This window comes from Faecalicatena orotica (genome assembly GCF_905197545.1).
GTDB lineage: Bacteria > Bacillota > Clostridia > Lachnospirales > Lachnospiraceae > Faecalicatena_A > Faecalicatena_A orotica.
In genome coordinates this window covers 774,457-794,166 of sequence record NZ_CAJJZH010000001.1, presented here as the reverse complement: position 1 = coordinate 794,166, position 19,710 = coordinate 774,457, and the positions used below count along the sequence as shown (strand labels likewise).

At 47.5% G+C, this 19,710-nt stretch carries 18 protein-coding genes; 3 read left to right on the top strand and 15 right to left on the bottom strand.

From position 1 onward, the window contains the following. Positions 1 to 37: 37 nt before the first annotated feature. The 10 genes from def to ABIN22_RS03390 form a co-directional block, all read right to left on the bottom strand. Positions 38 to 517 carry a peptide deformylase gene (def, locus tag ABIN22_RS03435; RefSeq protein ID WP_346906583.1) on the bottom strand — a complete coding sequence of 160 codons (480 nt, stop codon included), beginning with the start codon at positions 515 to 517 and terminating at the stop codon, positions 38 to 40. Then, positions 507 to 752, bottom strand: a complete 246-nt coding sequence (locus ABIN22_RS03430; RefSeq protein WP_109729303.1) for a helix-turn-helix transcriptional regulator — start codon at positions 750 to 752, stop codon at positions 507 to 509. Before ABIN22_RS03430 ends, def begins: the two co-directional genes overlap by 11 nt. Before the next feature lie 178 nt (positions 753 to 930). After that, positions 931 to 2,364, bottom strand: coding sequence for an adenylosuccinate lyase (purB, locus tag ABIN22_RS03425; protein ID WP_346906581.1), 1,434 nt, complete (start codon positions 2,362 to 2,364; stop codon positions 931 to 933). Positions 2,365 to 2,399: 35 nt separating this feature from the next. Then, positions 2,400 to 3,107 (bottom strand): phosphoribosylaminoimidazolesuccinocarboxamide synthase, encoded by a 708-nt coding sequence (gene purC / locus ABIN22_RS03420; RefSeq protein ID WP_109729305.1) that lies wholly within the window; start codon positions 3,105 to 3,107, stop codon positions 2,400 to 2,402. Between the two features lie 200 nt (positions 3,108 to 3,307). Beyond that, positions 3,308 to 3,997 carry an amino acid ABC transporter ATP-binding protein gene (locus tag ABIN22_RS03415; RefSeq protein ID WP_109729306.1) on the bottom strand — a complete coding sequence of 230 codons (690 nt, stop codon included), beginning with the start codon at positions 3,995 to 3,997 and terminating at the stop codon, positions 3,308 to 3,310. Positions 3,998 to 4,008: 11 nt separating this feature from the next. Further along, positions 4,009 to 4,665, bottom strand: a complete 657-nt coding sequence (locus ABIN22_RS03410) for an amino acid ABC transporter permease (protein WP_346906578.1) — start codon at positions 4,663 to 4,665, stop codon at positions 4,009 to 4,011. A 75-nt stretch (positions 4,666 to 4,740) separates the two neighbouring features. Continuing rightward, on the bottom strand, positions 4,741 to 5,598 hold the full coding sequence (locus ABIN22_RS03405; protein ID WP_109729308.1) for an amino acid ABC transporter substrate-binding protein: 858 nt from the start codon (positions 5,596 to 5,598) through the stop codon (positions 4,741 to 4,743). 173 nt (positions 5,599 to 5,771) lie between these two features. After that, positions 5,772 to 6,539 (bottom strand): hypothetical protein, encoded by a 768-nt coding sequence (locus ABIN22_RS03400; protein ID WP_346906635.1) that lies wholly within the window; start codon positions 6,537 to 6,539, stop codon positions 5,772 to 5,774. Continuing rightward, positions 6,514 to 7,797 carry a DUF5716 family protein gene (locus tag ABIN22_RS03395; RefSeq protein WP_346906576.1) on the bottom strand — a complete coding sequence of 428 codons (1,284 nt, stop codon included), beginning with the start codon at positions 7,795 to 7,797 and terminating at the stop codon, positions 6,514 to 6,516. Before ABIN22_RS03395 ends, ABIN22_RS03400 begins: the two co-directional genes overlap by 26 nt. Before the next feature lie 22 nt (positions 7,798 to 7,819). After that, positions 7,820 to 11,110, bottom strand: coding sequence for a DUF5717 family protein (locus tag ABIN22_RS03390; RefSeq protein ID WP_118621335.1), 3,291 nt, complete (start codon positions 11,108 to 11,110; stop codon positions 7,820 to 7,822). Between the two features lie 137 nt (positions 11,111 to 11,247). Between ABIN22_RS03390 and ABIN22_RS03385 the strand changes: the two genes are divergently transcribed. Continuing rightward, positions 11,248 to 12,342, top strand: a complete 1,095-nt coding sequence (locus ABIN22_RS03385; RefSeq protein ID WP_346906574.1) for a pyridoxal phosphate-dependent aminotransferase — start codon at positions 11,248 to 11,250, stop codon at positions 12,340 to 12,342. A gap of 74 nt (positions 12,343 to 12,416) precedes the next feature. Here the strand turns inward: ABIN22_RS03385 and ABIN22_RS03380 are convergent, their stop codons facing one another. Together ABIN22_RS03380 and ABIN22_RS03375 are read right to left on the bottom strand one after the other, a co-directional pair. Further along, on the bottom strand, positions 12,417 to 12,761 hold the full coding sequence (locus ABIN22_RS03380) for a cupin domain-containing protein (protein ID WP_346906572.1): 345 nt from the start codon (positions 12,759 to 12,761) through the stop codon (positions 12,417 to 12,419). 13 nt (positions 12,762 to 12,774) lie between these two features. Continuing rightward, positions 12,775 to 13,221: a GNAT family N-acetyltransferase gene (locus ABIN22_RS03375; protein ID WP_346906570.1), complete on the bottom strand. Its 447-nt coding sequence runs from the start codon at positions 13,219 to 13,221 to the stop codon at positions 12,775 to 12,777. Positions 13,222 to 13,440: 219 nt separating this feature from the next. Between ABIN22_RS03375 and ABIN22_RS03370 the strand changes: the two genes are divergently transcribed. Beyond that, positions 13,441 to 13,908 carry a phasin family protein gene (locus tag ABIN22_RS03370; RefSeq protein WP_346906568.1) on the top strand — a complete coding sequence of 156 codons (468 nt, stop codon included), beginning with the start codon at positions 13,441 to 13,443 and terminating at the stop codon, positions 13,906 to 13,908. Next, positions 13,863 to 15,536, top strand: coding sequence for an ABC1 kinase family protein (locus tag ABIN22_RS03365; RefSeq protein WP_346906566.1), 1,674 nt, complete (start codon positions 13,863 to 13,865; stop codon positions 15,534 to 15,536). The genes ABIN22_RS03370 and ABIN22_RS03365 overlap by 46 nt, the downstream gene beginning before the upstream one ends. A gap of 12 nt (positions 15,537 to 15,548) precedes the next feature. Here the strand turns inward: ABIN22_RS03365 and ABIN22_RS03360 are convergent, their stop codons facing one another. Genes ABIN22_RS03360 through ABIN22_RS03350 form a run of 3 tightly spaced genes read right to left on the bottom strand, consistent with a single transcriptional unit; the run spans position 15,549 to position 19,699 of the window. Next, on the bottom strand, positions 15,549 to 17,630 hold the full coding sequence (locus ABIN22_RS03360) for a transglutaminase domain-containing protein (RefSeq protein WP_346906564.1): 2,082 nt from the start codon (positions 17,628 to 17,630) through the stop codon (positions 15,549 to 15,551). 14 nt (positions 17,631 to 17,644) lie between these two features. Beyond that, positions 17,645 to 18,700, bottom strand: a complete 1,056-nt coding sequence (locus tag ABIN22_RS03355) for a DUF58 domain-containing protein (RefSeq protein WP_346906562.1) — start codon at positions 18,698 to 18,700, stop codon at positions 17,645 to 17,647. Between the two features lie 51 nt (positions 18,701 to 18,751). Further along, positions 18,752 to 19,699: an AAA family ATPase gene (locus ABIN22_RS03350; protein ID WP_118621340.1), complete on the bottom strand. Its 948-nt coding sequence runs from the start codon at positions 19,697 to 19,699 to the stop codon at positions 18,752 to 18,754. Positions 19,700 to 19,710 lie beyond the last annotated feature (11 nt).

Here is a 19,710-nt window from a genome sequence, read left to right as displayed (position 1 = left end):
ATCATTAATATTTCCATACTCTACATATTATTCACCATTATTCACAATCAGACGTTTCTTTAGACATGTCAATTTCTGCAATTGCTTTATCCAAAAAGATTTCCCCGTCTAAATGTTCAAGTTCATGGCAAAAACATTTTGCCATCTCCCCCTCGCCGGTCAGAATCAGTTCCCCGCCATTTTCATCCAGAGCCTGAATCGTAACTTTCTCGGGGCGGATGGTCTTTACAAAGCGATTCGGAAAGCTTAAACAGCCCTCCACACATTCCTGAACACCACTTCTTCCAATTATCTCTGGATTCACCAGTTTCAGGGTATGGCCGCAATAATCGATTACAACCAGCCTTTTCAAAATTCCCACCTGGTTCGCCGCCAGCGCCGCACCATTCCCTGTCTGGTGCAATGTCTCCATCATGTCCCCGAGTATCTGCCTGATCCTGTCATCTATGCATTTCACTTCTTTACACTTTTTTCTCAATAAGGGATCACCCTGATACCGTATGTTCCTAACTGCCATTTTTTCCTCCTCTGCTGCTGTCAGCTCTTGATTTTCTGACACTTTCCTGAAATAAAAAGATTTCCTCAATGGTGCACCCGAATACTTGTGCGATATCATGTGCCAGCCAGATAGATGGTTCAAATTTCTCCGTTTCTATTGCATTGACTGCCTGTCTGGATGTCCCCACGAGTTCTCCAAGCTGTTCCTGTGTCATGCCTCTTTGTTCACGAAATTCACGGATTCTGTTTTTCATTTACTTTACACCTCTATACTTTGTCATCTTCTCCTGTAATTATATGTCCTCCCCAGAGTAATGTCAACCTTACATCCACAGTTACAGTAAAGGCACTGAAAAGCCTGTTACCGTCTGCTTTTCAATGCCTTCTTCACTGAATATACTCTTTAAAAAAATTTTCCCTGACTGCAGAAGCCTATACATTAATTTCGGCTTTTACTCCCAGCACGTCCTGATTCTCCTCAAGCAAAGGATTGATCACGCGGCCTAAGTATGCCTCAACCTGCTCTTTTGCACGTCCCACATATTTGGATGGGTCCATCGTCTTCTTCAGGTCTTCCAGACTCATGTTGAATGCATCGTCTGCGGCAATCAGTTCGAGAAGGTTATTATCCAGTCCCTTCTCCTTCACATTGCGTCCCGCTTCCATAGAAAGCTCACGGATTCTCTCATGAAGTTCCTGTCTGTCCCCGCCGGCTTTTACGGCATCCATCATGATGTTCTCCGTTGCCATGAACGGAAGCTCTGACATCAGACGCTTTTCAATGACTTTCGGATACACAACGAGCCCGTCCACTACATTTAAGCAAAGATCCAGGATACCATCGATAGCCAGAAAGCCTTCCGGCACGCTTAAGCGCTTGTTGGCGGAATCATCCAGTGTTCTTTCAAACCACTGGGTAGCCGATGTAACTGCCGGATTCAGGGCGTCGATCATCACATATCTGGACAGAGATGCAATTCTCTCACTTCTCATAGGGTTTCTCTTGTATGCCATAGCAGAAGAACCAATCTGTGTCTTTTCAAACGGCTCCTCGACTTCTTTCAGATGCTGGAGCAGACGGATATCATTGGAGAACTTATGTGCACTGGCCGCGATACCTGCAAGCACGTTCAGCACCCTTGTGTCCACTTTTCTGGAATATGTCTGTCCGGAAACCGGGTAGCATGCTTTGAATCCCATCTTTTCAGCGATCATCGGGTCGATCTTGTCGATTGTTTCCTGATCCCCGTCAAACAGTTCCAGAAAGCTTGCCTGTGTCCCTGTCGTCCCTTTAGACCCAAGAAGCTTCAGGCTTCCCAGAACATAGTCCAGATCTTCCAGATCCATCTCAAATTCCTGCATCCAGAGCGTTGCACGCTTTCCGACCGTTGTCGGCTGTGCCGGCTGGAAATGTGTGAAAGCGAGTGTCGGCTGTGCCTTATATTCACCGGCAAACTTCGCCAGCTCGGCAATGACATTGATAAGCTTTGTGCGGACCAGCTTCAGTGCCTCGGACATCACGATCATATCCGTGTTATCCCCTACATAACATGAAGTTGCCCCCAGATGGATGATCCCCTTTGCTTTCGGGCACTGAACACCATAAGCGTACACATGTGACATCACGTCATGGCGCACGACTTTCTCACGCTCTTTCGCCACATCATAATTGATATCGTCCGCATGGGCCTTTAATTCCTCAATCTGTTCATCGGTAATATTCAGTCCCAGTTCCTTCTCCGTCTCGGCAAGGGCGATCCAGAGCCTCCTCCACGTCCTGAACTTCTTATCCGGTGAAAATATATACTGCATCTCTTTACTGGCATAACGCTCTGAAAGAGGGCTGACATAACGGTCCGTACTCATAAAATGTTATCTCCTATTCTGTTTCAAATTTTATCCTATTTGATGCCGATACGTTTAAAGACTTCCTGATAGGCATCTTCTACATTGCCCATATCCCTGCGGAAACGGTCCTTGTCCAGTTTCTCATGAGTCTCTTTGTCCCACAGTCTGCATGTATCCGGTGAAATCTCGTCGGCAAGGATGATATCACCGTGGAATCTTCCGAATTCGATCTTGAAATCAATCAGTTCGATACCTGCTTCATCGAAGAACTTTTTCAGGACATCATTCACCTTGAATGTATATTCTGTGATCTTGTCGATCTCTTCTCTTGTAGCAGCCCCGATTGCGATTGCAAAGTAGTCGTTGATCATCGGGTCGCCAAGATCATCATCTTTGTAGCTGAATTCCAGTGTCGGTGCTAATAATTTTCTTCCTTCTTCGATGCCCAGCTTCTTGGAAAAACTTCCTGCTGCCACGTTACGCACGATGACTTCCAGCGGGACGATCTCGACTTTCTTCACTGCCGTCTCACGGTCGCTTAATTCCTCTACATAGTGAGTCGGAACGCCTTCTTTTTCCAGTACCTGGAAAATATAGTTGGTCATGCGGTTATTGATTACGCCTTTTCCTACGATTGTTCCTTTTTTCTCGCCATTGAATGCAGTGGCATCATCTTTATAATCTACAATTACAATATCCGGGTCCTCTGTTGAAAATACTTTCTTTGCTTTTCCTTCGTATAACTGCTCTAATTTTTTCATACGTTCACACCTGTCCTTTTTGTTTTATCCTCGTTAAATGGTACGACTGTCTTTCAAATCGTGAAAAACAAAGTCTCGCAGGCTAATTATAATACAAGGCAGAGGGAAAATCAATATACCCTCTGCCTTGTATAAAATAATGTTCATTATTTATTTTTGCGTGAATATATAAGTAACACTTATATATAGTATTGCATTTATCAATATTCTTCTGAAAGTTTCCCCAGAAACTCCTTCATCCTCGTGTTGTCAGAGCCGAATACTTCATCCGGAGTCCCCTGTTCGGCTATGACTCCCTTGTCCATGAATATAATATGGTCAGCCACATTTCTGGCAAAATTCATCTCATGTGTCACAATCACCATCGTCATATGTTCTGCAGCCAGATCTTTAATGACCTTCAGTATCTCACCTGTCAGTTCCGGGTCGAGGGCCGATGTCGGTTCATCGAAGAATAAAATTTTCGGGTTCATCGCAAGTGCCCTTGCAATGGAAACCCTCTGCTGCTGTCCGCCCGACAGCTGGTAAGGATAAGCGTTCTCCTTATCCTGAAGTCCCATTTTCTGAAGCAGTGCCCTTGCCTCGGCAAATACCTCGTCTTTATTTCTTTTCTGCACCTTGATTGGTGCATCGGTAATATTCCTTATCACAGAAAAATGGGGAAACAGGTTGAAGTTCTGAAATACGAGTCCATACTCTCCCTCATAATGAATCTCCCCCTCATCCGGTGCCTCAAGATTCGTTGCACAGCGCAGAAGTGTAGACTTTCCTGAACCGGAAGGCCCGATGATCGCAAGGACTTCGCCCTCCTCTACCGTCAGGGAAATATCCTCAAGCACTCCAAAGCCGTCAAAGCTCTTTTTTATATGTTTCATTTCCAGCAAACTCATGACATTTCCTCCTATTGGTAGTAATTCAGCTTCTTTTCAATCCCTTCCATAATGACAGCCACGACAAGATTGAAGATATAGTAGAATATTCCTGCCGCAACAAGGGGGATTACCGAAGTCTGCGATGACGCAATCAGTTTGGCCGTCGTAAACATTTCTGCAACAGCAATACCGAATGCTAAGGAAGTATCCTTTACAAGTGTGATGACTTCATTGGTCACTGACGGCATAATCCGCTTGATTACCTGCGGGAAGATAATGCGGAAGAAAGTCTGGCTCCGGTTATACCCCAGAAGCTTCGCGGCTTCATACTGTCCCACCGGCATGGATTCGATCCCGCCCCGGTATATCTCCGCAAAATACGCGGCATAATTGATCGCAAACGCAATCAGCGCCGCAGTAATCCTGTAGGAAGTGGAGATCCGGATTCCGAATATGTAAAACGGCCCGAAGTAAACAACCATCAGCTGAAGTATAAGAGGCGTCCCGCGCATAATAGATATGTACGCCTTCGTGATCCACTGTATGATCTTAATTCTTGACATCCTTCCAAATGCAACAATCAATCCCAACGGCAGGGAAAACAAAAGCGTAGCCACAAATATCTCAATCGTAACCAGCATTCCGCCTGACAGCTGCCCTATCATCGCCATAATACTAATCTTCATTTCATCGTCCTCCGGGTCTTAACTGGATAAAAAGGCCAGATACAGTTCCTGACCTTTTTTCCATCTTTTCTTATTTTATTTGCCTAAAGTAACAGAGTCCTCAACACCCCATTTTTTTGCAATCGTCATGAATGTGCCGTCATCTGCCATCTCATTTAACGTCTTCTGAACCTGGTCTCTTAACTTTTCATTGCCTTTGTTGAAACCAACCGCATACTGCTCTGAAGATATTGTTTCGTCAAGTGTTATGTAGCCGCCGTTTCTGGAAGCGATCTGATATTTTGCAACACCGACATCCATCGCAACCGCCTCTGCCGCTCCGGCCTCCAGATCCATGAATGCGGTATTATAATCCGGCACCTGTGTCAGTTGTCCGAATGTATCCGCAAGTTCCTTCTGGTCGCCTTCCAGTGCTGCCAGCGCCGAAGAGTCCGCCTGCACCTCGACAATCCTGCCTGCCAGGTCTTCCAGTGATTTGATACCGGAATCCTCTGCCACGACAACCACCTGGCTGTTGTCCACATATGGATCAGACCATGTGTAATCATCCTCGCGGCCATTCATCGTAAATCCATTCCAGATACAGTCGATCGTACCTGAGCTTAATTCCATATCCTTTGCATCCCAGTCGATCGGCTGCTTTACAAGCTCCCATCCATTCCTGTCACACACTTCCTGGGCCAGGTCCAGGTCAAATCCGACATATTCACCATCGTCATCCTTATACCCATAAGGCGGGAAACTTGCATCGAATCCAAGTGTAAACTTATCACCCTCCGCCTTTTCTTCATTGACCACTTCTGTCTTACTCTTTGTCTCTTTCTTTTCTGAACTGCCGGAATCCTTCGCTGTATCTTCTTTACTTCCGCACCCTGTAAGAGCCGTTGACAGCATAAGTGTCGCAGCCAGAGCCAATGCTAATTTTCTTTTCATAAGTTCGTCCTCCCTTGCGCAGTGCTTTATTCTTTTATCAATTGATTACTTTACCACGCTAAATCGCTTAGACAGCATATCATACATCCAGACAAAAGTCAAGATTCTGTGCCGTGAAAACAGCTAAAAACAGCGGCTAAGGGGAAGAACTTCCCCCCTGGCCGCATTTCATTTTATATATGGCTTCTTCTGTACTGCTGTTTCCATTTTTCAAGCATCACCGCGCTTGGATCCATCTGGAGATGGCTTTTGATGTCCTCCATTTCCTGGCGCATCTGGGCATTGATTTCTACATAATCGTCGTGTTTTGTCAGGAGGATGTGATATTCCTCCAAAGACATATATCTGTATGATGCATACAGATACGGCTTCAGAAGTGCCTTATCTTCGCAGATCTGATATGCCCTGTCATACATTTTTGCAGATTCCTGATATAGGAACAGCCTTCCATAGGCCGCCCCCAGGCCCGCATATATTTTCCCGTAAAATTTGGGATCTACGCTCTCATCCGGATCTTCATTGAGGATCGCCTGATATACCAGAATTGCCTCTTCTATCTCACCGCTCTCCAGCAGGTTGTCACCCTTATACTTCTGGCGTTCGATATCCTTCTGGTTCTTCAGGCGTTCCAGTACATTCTGGATACGGATCATCTCCGGCTCACGGAATATCTTGGAGCTTTTTAGAATCGTCAGTACAAACTTCTCAACTGAGCCGTTCAGGCGGATGACGTCCCGCAGGCTTCCTGCAAGTACGGTCAGACCTACTTCCTCTTCCAGCCAGTTGCAGAGCTGCTCATTCATAATCGTGTAATCAATCAGGTAGAGATTATTGCACAGATAATAGCATAATTCTTCAATTGTATATATCTTGCAGTGTATCCTCGTGATCTCATAAGGATGCGTTGCGTGTCTGTCATGACAAAGAATTAAACTTCCCATCATTGCCTCCTAAGTGAATTATCTTCTCTTCCTGAAAATCCGTAGGCAGGAAAAACTCCCCGAATCCTACGTCCCTTGCCGTGATTTTGCATGTCTTTTCATCGAGAAACAGTGTTTCCAGCTGCAATCGCATAGAGTATTCCCCGCGTTTCGGGAAATTCTCAAGCGGGATCACTTCCGTCTTCAAGGTTCCCTGTATCAGTGATTCCACATGAAGTTCGATGTCTTCCACGTCCTCCAAAAGAACCTCCCACTGATTATTCGATTCATACCAGTGGGCCCCCCACGATACGATCGGATACCACATTTCCTGCCCGTCCACCCTCATATTGACTGTGATCTGGTCCGTCAGCTTTGTATCCGACAGATAGACCGGGTCCTCAATATGCATGTACATCTTGCGGTAGGCTGTGTAGCAGGCGCCCTTGCTGTAAAGGTTATTGCCGATAAAGGCCCTTCTGCCGTTGCAGAGCACACGCAGGGATGTGGGGTACCAGTTATTCTCAAACCCTTCCCCTGTCAGGAATACAGAAGAAACAATCCGTTTGTCAAATACGCCTTCAATAAACTTCCGGAACCGCATATCGGCCTCTTTTGCCTTATCCTCATTCAATACCGGATATACCGCCGCCAGCTCCTTCATATGCGCGCTGGCCACCTCGTCGACCGTGACAAACGTCGTCTTTCCCCCGCCCAGTCCGGGCTTCAGGCGGCGCAGCATATATGCCTTGATTTCATTCCTGTCACAGCAGAACAGCGCCGCCTCATACTGCCACAGTTCCTTCGGCTGGTAAAACAGGTAGTTGCAGAAACTTTCCTTATAATCCTGAATAAAAATATGCCGCTTATCTATGTTCATCCGCACCGCAATCCCGCGCAGGAGCTGCGCCAGTTCCTCGTTCAGTTCCGGCACGCTGAAAACAATCCCGTCAATCTGCGGAAAAGACTGCAGTGACATCTGCACGAACTTGGACAGAAGCCATACTGCATCATACGTTTCCTCCCCAAATTCAATCTTCTCCCCTGCCAGGCTCTTATCAAGAAGTCTTGTGACTGTAAAACCTTCTTTGACCGTCACCAGACGCTTGGCCTCCTTGCCGTAGGCCCACGTATCCCTCAGCTTTCCGATGATCAGCGGAATCTGATAGTTATCCGCATCCACCTCCATAGTCTCCGGTTCGAGCTGCTGCTCATTATAGAAACTGATCTGGCAGGTCTTTTCATTTATCTCATATCCAATTATATTCCCTTGTCCCATCACAGACCACCTCCCCGCGGCATCAATACTGTTCAAACATGTGTGCCGCTATCGCATCCTCGGCCGCATAAGCCTTCATCTTCATTTCCTTCTCCCGGCCTTCACAAAGCAGAATATCATTCAGCCGTCCATACCTGCCGGATTCGCCCCGCTTTACTTCCTTCACGCAGCTTTCCTTATCACTGCGGTATGTGTTGCCGTCAATCGTTTCTTTGAAATAGTACTTCAGGGTTTCGTTTGAGAAAAGCACAAACTTCTTTACATACAGATTCTCATACATCGGTGTCAGAACCTCCGTCGAGTAATCAACCGCTTCCGTATCCCCTTTCTGAAGCTGGTAGTAAAGCATAACCCTGCTACCCTTCTGCCCCTTGTACTCAATCAGAGTCTTGTCCCAGAGCTGAAGCTCGATCAGCCATTCCTTCTCATAAGACAGGAAAAATGGAAAATAAATCTGCTTTCCACACAATTCCTGCAAAAACTTCTTCAGCGTCTTACGTATCATGGAATTATATTCTCTTGCCGAGTAATATTTTAAAACAGCGATTCTGCAGATATCTATCGTATCTTCGCCTTTCTCATACTCCCGGCAGATGATGTCGATCACGCTCTTACTGATCTTCCTGTCCTCCACCACATACCCTCTGGACATATAGGCCAGATAAGCCTGCTGGAGCCTGAAATAAGCACCTTCCGCATAATATTCCTCAAACACCTGCACTTCTGCAAAGAGTTCTTCTGAAAACAGCATCTGTGTCAGAATACGTTCGCCCAGTTTGTGGCTGTGTACCTCATATTCCCGCGCCTCTCTCCAAAGCTGTTTCATCTCCGAAGTTGCCCCGCAGTAATAGTTGGACAGATAGGTCAGGATCACTTTATCATACTGTCCCTGCTTAAATAGTTCAAAACAGATATACGTCAGGAAATCGTCATTTTCATAATTATTCTCCCTGATCGTCTTGCTGCAAAGCGCAAACAATTCCTCCTCGCTGTAAGCCTCCACACCGCGTTCCCTGACCACCTCCAGCGTCAGCGGCTCATCCTCTTCCTCGAGACGGTTCAGGCGCATACTATTAAGGAACTTCTTACACATATCCATGTAACGGAGTTCATAGAATAAACGTCTGCTCTCATAGGGAATAGAGTCTGTGTAATGTCTGCCGTCCTTTGCCTCCCACACGAGCCTGTCCGTCTTCGCATATAAGAACACCTGTGTCCCCCTGTCGCTGTAGGGAACCTTCTGGGTTATGGTCCCGTTATCCGAGATAATGTGGATAAACTTCATATTCGGCACTTTCGTCGTGATCTCATACGCATGGCAGATATCGTAAAGCGCCTTAATCCGCTCCGGATTCATAGAACGTTCTACGATAAACCGCTTATAAATAATCCTCAGCTGCTCGTCTATGTGCCGGCGTTCCAGCTGGTTCCATGCAAAGGCTTCCATCTCATCCCTGTAGTGTGCATAGATTTCGTTGGATTCGTCCTCATAGGTAATCAGGTTCGAATACAGCAGCGCACACTTGTGGTAATCAAGATTGTTCCCATGCATAAAATACAGGTATACAGACCGCGGCAGTGCCTTGTGGAAATGCTGCACCCGGATGGAGGCCATATAGTATTCATACAGCTGGGCGATCTTCAGTTCTGACTCCACGGCTTTTTCATACCACTTAAAGTAAAGGTTGTCCACACAGTTGCCTTTAATCAGCAGTGTACAGATTGCCGTTAGGATCATGGACTCTTCATACATCTTATAGGCAAGCACAAGTGTCTCATACAGGTGTCTGTCGAACCCTTTCAGCTGGCTCGCCAGATTGGCCGTATACAGTGCCAGTTCCTTTGTCATCAGCTTATACTTTGCTGCAAAATACAATACCCGCACTTCAAATGTCCCCAGCTTCTTCAGAGAAGAACTCTTATCCCTGAAACACTTGAACGCTTCCATATAAAACCAGATACTATGGTTCTTTTCCTCATAAAAATGCTGTTCCAGCACACGCAGCCGTTCACTGTAGATCTTATATTCCGAATCCACATTTACAAGCATACAAAGAATCATCCAGCTCTCCGGATGCTTCATGTAAGACTTGGAAAGCTCCTCTGCAACCCTGCGCTGCCCGATGGAATCATTGCTCAGCAGGGTGGTAAGGTACAGGTAATAGGAACTCATCTCCACATTTTTCCCAATTGCAAATCTATTATAATTATAAGATTCGAGAATCCACTTTGCCTCTTCGAAGCGCTGGCCCAGAAGGCAGACATGTGCATGTACCAGCAGATATATCTCATTCTTGCCGTCTGCTTCACGCAGATGTTCCAGCTTCTTCACCGACTCCTCTGTCCATGTGTTAAGGTCTATCCTGCCGGCCTCATATGTCAGATAGCGTTTCACAATGCTTGCAAACTCTATGTCTGCACTGCGGTAGTCCTCCTCCCGCTTCACGTCCTTCTCGACCACGATCTCATAGATGAGTGACTCGTACGGAGTCTCCAGTATGATCTGCCCGAAGTTGCTTCCCCTGTGCAGCTGCTCTGTCGTAATGATATACTCCAGGCGGTAGGAATTCCCGATAAACTCCTCTGTCGTAACCTTGGCATGTTCGACTGTCAGAAAATCGCCTTCCGTGCGGACATCGATCGTCAGATAGCCCCATGTATTCTTCTTGACAGTCAGTGTCTCTTTACGTGCCTCCTCCACTTCCATGAAGGCACGGCTCTCCTCCTCAAGCGTCAGGAATATCTTCTCTTTCTGCTTGCAGCCGACAAGGAATTCTTCCAATGCCTGCTGATCCAGCTCCCACTTGCGCATGTTGTCATACAATGCCTGAATACGCTTGTCTTCATATTTTAATATCTCGTAAAAATCTCTGGAACGGAACAGTTTCTCTGCCTCGGCCGGATCGCGGAAAGAAAGCTTCTTAAAATCCTCGAGGCTCTGCACCTTGCCATAGCTTGTCATAACAAATGGCTTTTCGATGATCGCTGTAAATGCAACGTCATATTCGCCCCCGTTGCATACAATCGTGAACTTACCATGTTCGACATGTCCCGGCACCAGCCCGGAGCCATCATATGTATAATAGATATTAACCGGATTCCCATCGAAGCCCTGTTCTTCACAATGGACACGATAAGAAGAGGGATATACAAGCCCCCTGATAGTCCCCTCGCCCTGGTTCTGCAAAGAGAAACTCCCCTTATACATTTCTCCCTCACCGACACGCATGATGATCCGGGTCTCCGGGAAAATGATCTCTGGCTGCGGAATGTGAAAATCTCCTTTGGAAAGACGTTTAATCTTATTCTTCAAGTTCGTCACCTACTCATTTTCTAATGTTACTTTTCCTGACGTTGCATTTTTTCATAAGCACGCTATAATGAATTATATCATCAATATAGTATTTCTTGCAACGGGTGAATGAAAGAATTTGAAAGGAGATTGTATACATGAATACAAAACCAGAGTTTCATGGCAGTGATCTTGAGAAAATAGAGGAATATTACGGCATTCCAAAGGAATCCATCGTTTGTTTCGGGGCCAATGTCAACCCTCTCGGCCTTTCCGAAAAAGTCAGACAGGAAATCGCGGCAAATCTGGATATCATTTCTACCTATCCGGACAGGGAGTATACTTCACTTCGAAATGCCATCGGGCAGTACTGCAAGGTCCCCCCTTCTTCCGTTCTCGTAGGGAACGGCTCAACCGAACTGATCTCCCTCCTGATCGAACAGAGATGTCCGAAAAAGACACTCATCCTCGGTCCGACCTATTCAGAGTATGCCAGAGAGCTTTCCTTTTCAGACAGTATACAGGAATATTACCACCTAAATCCGGATGATGGGTTCCGTCTGAATGTCCCTGACTTTTTAGAAAAACTGGAAGAAGGATTTGACCTCCTTATTATATGTAATCCCAATAACCCGACCTCCTCCGTCATTAGGACGGAAGATATGCGCCGGATCTTAACTGCCTGCCATGAAGCAGATACCTTTGTCATGATTGACGAAACCTATGTAGAATTCGCACCAGATATCGGGGCAGTCAGTGCAGTGTCCCTCATTGGAGAATTCAGTAACTTCATGGTGCTGCGCGGGGTTTCCAAATTCTTCGCCGCCCCCGGCCTCAGACTTGGTTACGGTGTCACCGGCAATGAAGCGTTCTTAAAGAGAGTCCGGGAGCACCAGATTCCCTGGTCATTAAACAGCATCGGGGCGTTTGCCGGAGAACGCATGCTTCAGGACAGCCGCTATATACAGCATACGCGCACGCTGATTCTGGGTGAGCGTACCCGTATGCTGGAGGAGCTCCGTAAAATCAGGCTCATAAAAGTCTTCGATGCATATGCAAACTTTATCCTGATCCAGATCCTAAAGGAAGGACTGACTGCATCCGGTCTTTTTGAGGCCTGCATCAGACGGGGCCTTATGATCCGTGACTGCTCTTCCTTCCAGTGTCTGGAAGGGGAATATGTACGTTTCTGCATGATGTTGCCAGAGGATAATACACGTCTGCTGGACACATTGAAAGAATTTTTGGAATAAGATGCAAAAAAGAACAGGCGAATGATACAACCATCTGTCATCCGCCTGTTCTTCCTTTCAATCACCATTTACTGCTACTTCTTCAATATCAATGCAATAAATTCCAGATCTTCACTTCCTGTATTCTTCACCCCGTGTCCTTTGCCGTCCTCGCAGAACGTAACATCCCCCGCCTCTATCGGCACCGCTTTGCCGTCGTCATCATACATTCCTGTTCCGGAAAGGATATAGTAGGCCTCCGTCTCCCCGTGGTGCTCATGGTGTCCCAGCTCACAGTTCGGCTTAAGCGTAACTTTGGAAAACATCTTGCAGTGTTCGCCGAGCTGTTCCGGCATCAGAAGCGCCTCCTTCATTATAAATCCGGCTCCTCCGTTTACTTTCTCAACCGTTTCTACCTTTCTCTCTCCTGCTTTCGTCATCACGTCAGCCTCCTTAATCATGAAATTCTTTTACCATCTGGTTATATGCAAGAGGCTTGTATCCAAGTCTCTCATAAAGGGCGGCCGCCCTCACGTTATCATCCTCCACTTCCAGCCGGAACCGGGTAACCCCTTCTTCTTTATGTTCTTCCACATAGGCAAAGAATTCGCTTCCAAGTCCCTTTGAGCGGTACTCCTCCAGAATATAAAGTTCCTCGAGCCAGTACACATATCCCCCTGCCTCCTGGGAAAATGTCTTTGCAACCAGACCATACCCGGCTGTCTGCCCCTCAGACTCCAGAATATAGCCCAATGCATAAGTCCCCCCGTTCATACATTCCTCAAATGTCCTTTCAATATAAGAATCCGGAATGGGATAGAGCACTGCCGGTGAGTGATAAAAATCATGCGCCATCTTTAAATACACATCTCTGTCTTCCAGTTTCATTTTACGAATCATAAAAACCTCCTGCTTAATAACGTTTTATAATGTCAATTATGTTTTCATCCTACCACACTCCTACAGAAGGGTCAAGCAAAGGAAACAGGGAATGGACAGTCGTCAATCAACTCTTAATTTGTCCCCTATTTCCAAAAATTTAAGAAATGGGGAGACGGCTTTGTGGTATAATAATATATATAAATTTTATTTGTCTTACTAAGGAAGGATGGTGCTACTATGGAACTGAATGAAGGTTTGAAGAAAATATTACTGGCAGGTGTCGGCGCAGTTGCCGTTACGGCTGAGACTGCAAAGGATGTTGTGGATAATCTTGTTAAAAAGGGGGAACTTACTGTAGAACAGGGCAAGGTCCTCAACGAAGAGCTTAAACAGAACGCAAAAGAAAAAGTCAAAGAACATGTTTCTGTCACCGTTGTTAAGGAATACAAGGACGCAATGGATGCTGTCAGCCATATGGACCCGGACGAGCTTGCCGCCTTAAAGGCTAAGATAGCAGAGGCTGAGAAAGCCAATGAGGAAAAGGCTGCCGCCGAATGCGAGGATGAGACGGAGGAGAAAGCCGATACCCCTTGCAGCGGGGATCAGGAAGAAAACACAGATGCCCCTTGCAGTGACGAGACAGAAGAAACTGATATCCCATGCAGCGGGGATCAGGAAGAAAAGACGGATACACAGGAAGGCTGACCACGGAGCTGATTATGGACGAGACATTTGTAACACAGGAACAGAATAATACGGAATCTCCCGCTTCTGACAAGAGGCTGCGCGAGATCCTGGCGGTGCTTAGGCGCCACCAGGTCACGCACGGCCTGTCTCCTGTCAAGCTGCGGGAGATTTTAGAAGATCTGGGGCCCACCTATGTCAAGCTGGGACAGATTATGTCAATGCGCTCAGATATGCTGCCGGAATCTTACTGTGAGGAATTGACGAAACTGCGGACGGAAGTAAGGCCCCTGCCGTTTCATATAATTTACGGCGTGATTGAAACAGAGCTGAACAGGCCTGTTTCTGATATTTTTTCAGAGATAGAAGAGACACCCCTTGGCTCTGCTTCTATCGCCCAGGTACACCCTGCTGTTTTGAAAGACGGCACAAAAGTTGTCATTAAAATACAGCGGCCGGCTATCAAACAGACGATGCAGAATGACATCCGCCTTATGAAAAAGGCTGCCGGCATTTTAAAGATTGCCATTGGCACCGAGGATCTCATTGATTTTAAAACAATTCTGGATGAACTGTGGAAGACAACACAGGAGGAAATGGACTTTGTACAGGAGGCTGCTAATCTGGACCTGTTTTATGAAAACCAGAAAGAGATCGCCTATGTCACATGCCCGAAAGTTTTCCACGAGCTGACTACACCGCGGCTGCTTGTCATGGAATATATTAACGGAATCCAGATAGATGAGACAGCACAGCTGGAAGACCTCGGCTACAATATGACCGAGATTGGCCAGAAGGCGGCCGAAAACTACTGCAAGCAGATACTGGAAGATGGTTTTTTCCATGCAGACCCGCACCCGGGCAATCTCTGGGTAGCCGGCGGGCAGATTGCATGGCTGGACCTTGGCATGACCGGAAGACTGACACAGCATAATAAACAGCTCTTAAAAAAGGCTATCACCGCAATTCTGGAAAATGATATCTATGCCCTTAAAAACGTGCTTCTGGCCTTCGGCGAACCTCAGGAGCGTGTTAACCATGCCCGTCTGTACACCGACATTGACGATATTCTAAGCAAATATCTTTCTATGGATTTTGGAACTATGAAGCTGGGCACACTGATTGAACGGATGCTGGAACTTGTGAAAGACCACAGGCTCGCTATCACCCCCGACGTCACCCTGCTCGGACGCAGCATGATTACGATGGAGGGGACACTGACCGCATGTGCCCCGGATGTAAATATCATCCAGATTCTGTCAGTCCATATGTCCACCCTTCTCATAAAGGAACTAGATGCTAAGAAGCTGCTGCGCCACAAGGGCCGCCAGCTGTACACCTCTATGGATAAATCACTGGATATACCCGCACAGCTGTCTGACCTATTGAATATCACAAAGAATGGGCAGGCACAGCTCAATCTGCAGGTCGCTGATTCCGAAGAAATCCGGGAAGATATCCAGAGGACGGCCAACCGGTTTATCTTGAGTATTCTTGCGGTCGGACTGTTTATAGGTTCCGGGCTGATCCTCAATACAATGTCTATGCCAAGGTGGTTCGGAATCCCGTGGCTGAGTTTTATCGGGTATTTCATCTCATTCATCCTGATACTTGTACTCATTTTCCGCATCTTATTCCGCAAAAAGTAGCCTTTCTATTTATCAGCCCAGACAGCGGATCTGGTGGTATTTTATTTTCTTCCATCCGGTCAGGTCATGCCGTACCTTTTTTGTTGCATCGGTAACAAGCTGATACAATTTTTCGTGTTCTTCTTCGGAAGGCGGGTTTTGTGCAAACATCGACTGCCATACTTCATCCTGAATCCACTGCCAATCCCCGACAGATATCTCAGAAATGTAGTTTTTCAGGGACTCAAAAGCCTCTGAAGCCAACGGATCCGCCGCCTCCTTCATGCCTAAAAAGACTGCCGTATCATATAGGGTCCGGTACAGGGCCAGTACTCCCCGTCCATTCCGGTATCTGCGGCACTGCATCATTCTCTGCTTTCTGCGCACTACTCCCTGAATCAGAAAAACAGCAGTCAACAGCAGAATCATTCCAGCGATCGTAAGGCTCCCCAGAAGGATTCTGGTGCTCTTCTTCACTTCTGCCGGTGCCTTCTGCCGGCTGTCCGAAGCAGGGGGAACCGCCAGCGTATCTGTCCCTGTATAAGGAAGTGTATGTTCCCTGACCTGCCAGCCGTCCTCATAGGTTTCACACCACGCATGTCCCATCTGCCCCGTCACTTCAGCTGCATATGTTCCGTCCTCCTGTTCCTGAAACGCGGACGCAGGAATCGCATACCCCTCTGCATATCTTGCCGGATAGTGAAGGATACGGTACATGAGTACAGCCGTTGTCGCAAAGTGCACGCAGAAACCTTTCTTATTTTCAAACAGAAAATATTCTGCAAAGTCCTGATCTGCCGGTGTTGCTCCCGGATTATAGTCATAAACGGTATTCTCTTTGAACTCCTTCTGAATAAACCGGGCTGCATCCTCAATACTTCCGATATCCTGTTCACTGCACAGCGCCCTCAGCCGTTCCAGATCCGGGGGATACTGGTAGTATTCGTCGAGTACTGCATCTGACAAAGCTTCCATCCTCCAGAAGCTGCCGGAATAAACACTGCCATACGCTTCCGGATAGTAAAATGTTCCCCGGGGACGTTCATCTGTACGTACAACAATTCCCTTACCGTCTCCCGGAGAAAACGAAGCGATCGCTTTTAAATCCTGCGGGATTCCATCTTTAAATACACCGGTTCCCGACTCTTCGGGCAAACCGGGGGGCTCACCCTGCACCTGTGTTTCAGCTTGTTCGGCTTCTTTCGCTTCCGGGTCTGTCTTTTCTTCCTCCTTCTGTCCTTCCTGTCTCTCCTTTTCCTGCTGTGGCTTCTCTTCGTCCTCTTTTTTCTTTTCAGAAATTCCTGTCAAATCTGTAAACTTTTGTACAACGCCTTCCTTCACAGCCGTCCTCGCCTGCCGATACACACCGTTTTCAACAGTTTTCATGGCTTCCACCGGCTTTGCAGCCACATTCGAGGCCAGAAAAAGCACCATAATACAGACAAACGCCGATGAAGCGCCGAGTATCACCGATTTTCCTGAGTTTCCCCCGCAGACGGCAAAATAAACACCTGCCGCGAATATCAGCACCCAGCATGCGCCTGCCGACGGGAAGTATCCTTCCACGGCCGCCAGCGCCGCCGGACATAAGATTAATAGTACCGTCAGAAGTTTTCCCCGGTTCTTCACGAGTACCCAGGACCACAAAAGAAGCACCGGCATGGTTGCCATAGCCGTTAAAAGGCCAAGCGTCCACGCCGCGGCTTCCGGCTCACTGTAGAGCAGCAGAGGTTCTGTCCCTTCATAATGGACTCGCAGATACGCATTTGCCAGATAATTAACGGCCGCGGCCGCAAGTGTCTGTCTCCGCCAAAATATAAATGCAGCCGGCAGGACACAGAGTATCACTGAGAGGCCCTTCTGCCATACTTTCAGCGAGGCCCACATTACCCCCAGCACTGCCAGAGGAAACAGAAAGACTGCAAGCCATACGATATTGATATCAGCCGGAAAGACGTTGAAGAATATCCTCCACCAGGAAACCGCAAGGAAACAGACGGCCGCACCCCGTGCGAAAATCAGCACAGCCCCCGTCCCATACGGCCTGTCAAATCCGTTTTTCTTTTCCGCCTCATACAGGCGGATACCGGATTCTCCTTTTTTCCTTCTGCTCATTGCCTGGTCCCTCCTTACAGCTGCAGCAATTCCTGTGTTTCCCCGTTTATCTTCATGTTACCCTGTCCGTCAATCACAACAATGCTGCTGAAATGTTCACCCAGAAAAGCATCTTCATAGGCAATCCCGGCCATCTCCCGGTCTTCATACGGCTCAATATCGAGTAGCCTCCAGACAAGCTCATACGCCGATTCCGCACTGTTTACTTTATATTTGACGACTCTTGCATTCTTTTCTTCAAACCATGCAGCCATATGAATGCATTTTTCTCCTGCCAGAGTCATACTCAAAGATGCCGTGCGTTCCAGCATACGGTCTATCCCTGCGGCACTCGCCCCTTTTTCTGCAAAATCCACCCATAACAGAACGACACACCCCAGAGGACAGCCATGTTCTTTGACCATGAGTTCCCCTTCCTTTGCCGTCAGCTTCCAGTGGATATCATGCACAGAATCCCTGGGGCGGTACTCCCTGATCCTGTAGATTTCCGCCGGGTCATCCCCGCCTTTTTCCACGGAGTACTCATCCGCATCGGCCAGAAACTCTCTGGTCCTTCTTGTGATTTCCAGAGGGATCAGCTCAAATTCCGGCATAATGCCTACGGTGGACCGCTCCTTAAGCTTAATTCTATGATAAAAAATACCAAGAAAATCATAGATTCGAAGCGACTCCATGCTGACCGCCACACTTCCGCAGTAAGAGGAGGTGAAATAATATGACTGTATTTTACGGCTTTTACCCTCCAGATTTCCTGAAAGGACCTTCTTTTCCTGCCTTTGCAGAAAACTGCTTCCCACCCTGACCTCTGCCTTATATTTTACACTCCAGAATATGGATGTATTTTTAATCCAGATACTGATCCTGATTCTGCTGTTCTTGTTTCCCATTGCCGGCACCTTGTGCAGCCCGGCCGAAACCCGCCCCCGTATCCATTTCAGGTATAAAAACGAGAGGAACGGATACAGACACTCCAGCACTAAAATAGCCGTCAGTGCAGGTTCGTTATACATCAGAAACAGATAAGCGGTAATCAGGAACACGGCCAGATAAGTGACCACTCTTTTCCCCATATTTCTCCCCAGCCTTTCCTCTTCCGGCAGCCCGCATATGACTGTCCTGTCTTACCGTTTTGAGACGGATGGTTTTTTCACTTCATCGAGAACCTTTTCCAGCACATCCTCTTTCTGTATATGCCCTACTTTCGCCTTTGTGCTGAGCTGGATCCTGTGTATGGCCGTACACGAAAACACCTCCGCAACATCTTCCGGTACCACATACCCACGGCCTTTGAGATAGGCTCCTGCCCTGGCCATCGCGGTCATGGCCACGGTTCCGCGCGGGCTTAAGCCCATTGCAATCCATTCCATCTCCCTTGTCTTCTTTGCCAGCTGCGCGATATATGTGTAGACCACATCGTGTACAAACACGTCCTCAGCCTCAGTCTGTGCATTCAGAATCCACTGGGCGCTCATAACCTTCTTCACCGAATCCGTAGTCCTCCCCGTCTGGTTTCTCTTTAGGATCTCCACTTCCTCTTTGACAGACGGATACCCCATATTGACACAGATCATGAACCGGTCCAGCTGCGCCTCTGGCAGGAGCTGCGTTCCAGCAGAGCCCGTCGGATTTTCCGTAGCGATGACAATGAACGGGTTCCCTGTCCTGCGGGTCACCCCGTCCACGGTCACCTGCCGTTCCTCCATAACCTCCAGAAGGGCCGACTGCGTCTTCGGAGAAGTCCGGTTGATCTCATCGGCCAGCAAGAGATTGCAGATTACTGCACCCGGCTGATAGACGAACTGCTCCGTATCCTTCTGGTACACCGTAAACCCGGTCAGGTCGGCAGGAAGCACATCCGGGGTAAACTGCACCCTCTTCTCTTCCAGCCCCATTGCCCTGGAAAATGCCAGCGCCATCGTCGTTTTCCCGGTTCCCGGAATATCCTCCACCAGAATATGCCCCTTGGCCAGAATCGCCATCATAATCTTGTTAATCACATCATTCTTTCCAACAACCGCCTTACGCACCTCGCGTATTACCGCATCAACGGCATCCCTGTATTCAGACATCTCGTTCTACC

Excerpts from the sequence above, each read along its gene's own strand:
- ABIN22_RS03375 (WP_346906570.1), bottom strand. The coding sequence starts at position 13,221 with ATGATTCGTAAAATGAAACTGGAAGACAGAGATGTGTATTTAAAGATG.
- ABIN22_RS03365 (WP_346906566.1), top strand. The coding sequence starts at position 13,863 with ATGCAGCGGGGATCAGGAAGAAAAGACGGATACACAGGAAGGCTGACC.
- ABIN22_RS03395 (WP_346906576.1), bottom strand. The coding sequence starts at position 7,797 with ATGGGACAAGGGAATATAATTGGATATGAGATAAATGAAAAGACCTGC.
- ABIN22_RS03370 (WP_346906568.1), top strand. The coding sequence starts at position 13,441 with ATGGAACTGAATGAAGGTTTGAAGAAAATATTACTGGCAGGTGTCGGC.
- ABIN22_RS03380 (WP_346906572.1), bottom strand. The coding sequence starts at position 12,761 with ATGACGAAAGCAGGAGAGAGAAAGGTAGAAACGGTTGAGAAAGTAAAC.
- ABIN22_RS03355 (WP_346906562.1), bottom strand. The coding sequence starts at position 18,700 with ATGGGGAAAAGAGTGGTCACTTATCTGGCCGTGTTCCTGATTACCGCT.
- ABIN22_RS03350 (WP_118621340.1), bottom strand. The coding sequence starts at position 19,699 with ATGTCTGAATACAGGGATGCCGTTGATGCGGTAATACGCGAGGTGCGT.
- ABIN22_RS03415 (WP_109729306.1), bottom strand. The coding sequence starts at position 3,997 with ATGAGTTTGCTGGAAATGAAACATATAAAAAAGAGCTTTGACGGCTTT.
- ABIN22_RS03405 (WP_109729308.1), bottom strand. The coding sequence starts at position 5,598 with ATGAAAAGAAAATTAGCATTGGCTCTGGCTGCGACACTTATGCTGTCA.
- ABIN22_RS03385 (WP_346906574.1), top strand. The coding sequence starts at position 11,248 with ATGAATACAAAACCAGAGTTTCATGGCAGTGATCTTGAGAAAATAGAG.
- ABIN22_RS03400 (WP_346906635.1), bottom strand. The coding sequence starts at position 6,539 with ATGGGAAGTTTAATTCTTTGTCATGACAGACACGCAACGCATCCTTAT.
- ABIN22_RS03430 (WP_109729303.1), bottom strand. The coding sequence starts at position 752 with ATGAAAAACAGAATCCGTGAATTTCGTGAACAAAGAGGCATGACACAG.
- def (WP_346906583.1), bottom strand. The coding sequence starts at position 517 with ATGGCAGTTAGGAACATACGGTATCAGGGTGATCCCTTATTGAGAAAA.
- ABIN22_RS03360 (WP_346906564.1), bottom strand. The coding sequence starts at position 17,630 with ATGAGCAGAAGGAAAAAAGGAGAATCCGGTATCCGCCTGTATGAGGCG.
- ABIN22_RS03410 (WP_346906578.1), bottom strand. The coding sequence starts at position 4,665 with ATGAAGATTAGTATTATGGCGATGATAGGGCAGCTGTCAGGCGGAATG.
- purC (WP_109729305.1), bottom strand. The coding sequence starts at position 3,107 with ATGAAAAAATTAGAGCAGTTATACGAAGGAAAAGCAAAGAAAGTATTT.
- purB (WP_346906581.1), bottom strand. The coding sequence starts at position 2,364 with ATGAGTACGGACCGTTATGTCAGCCCTCTTTCAGAGCGTTATGCCAGT.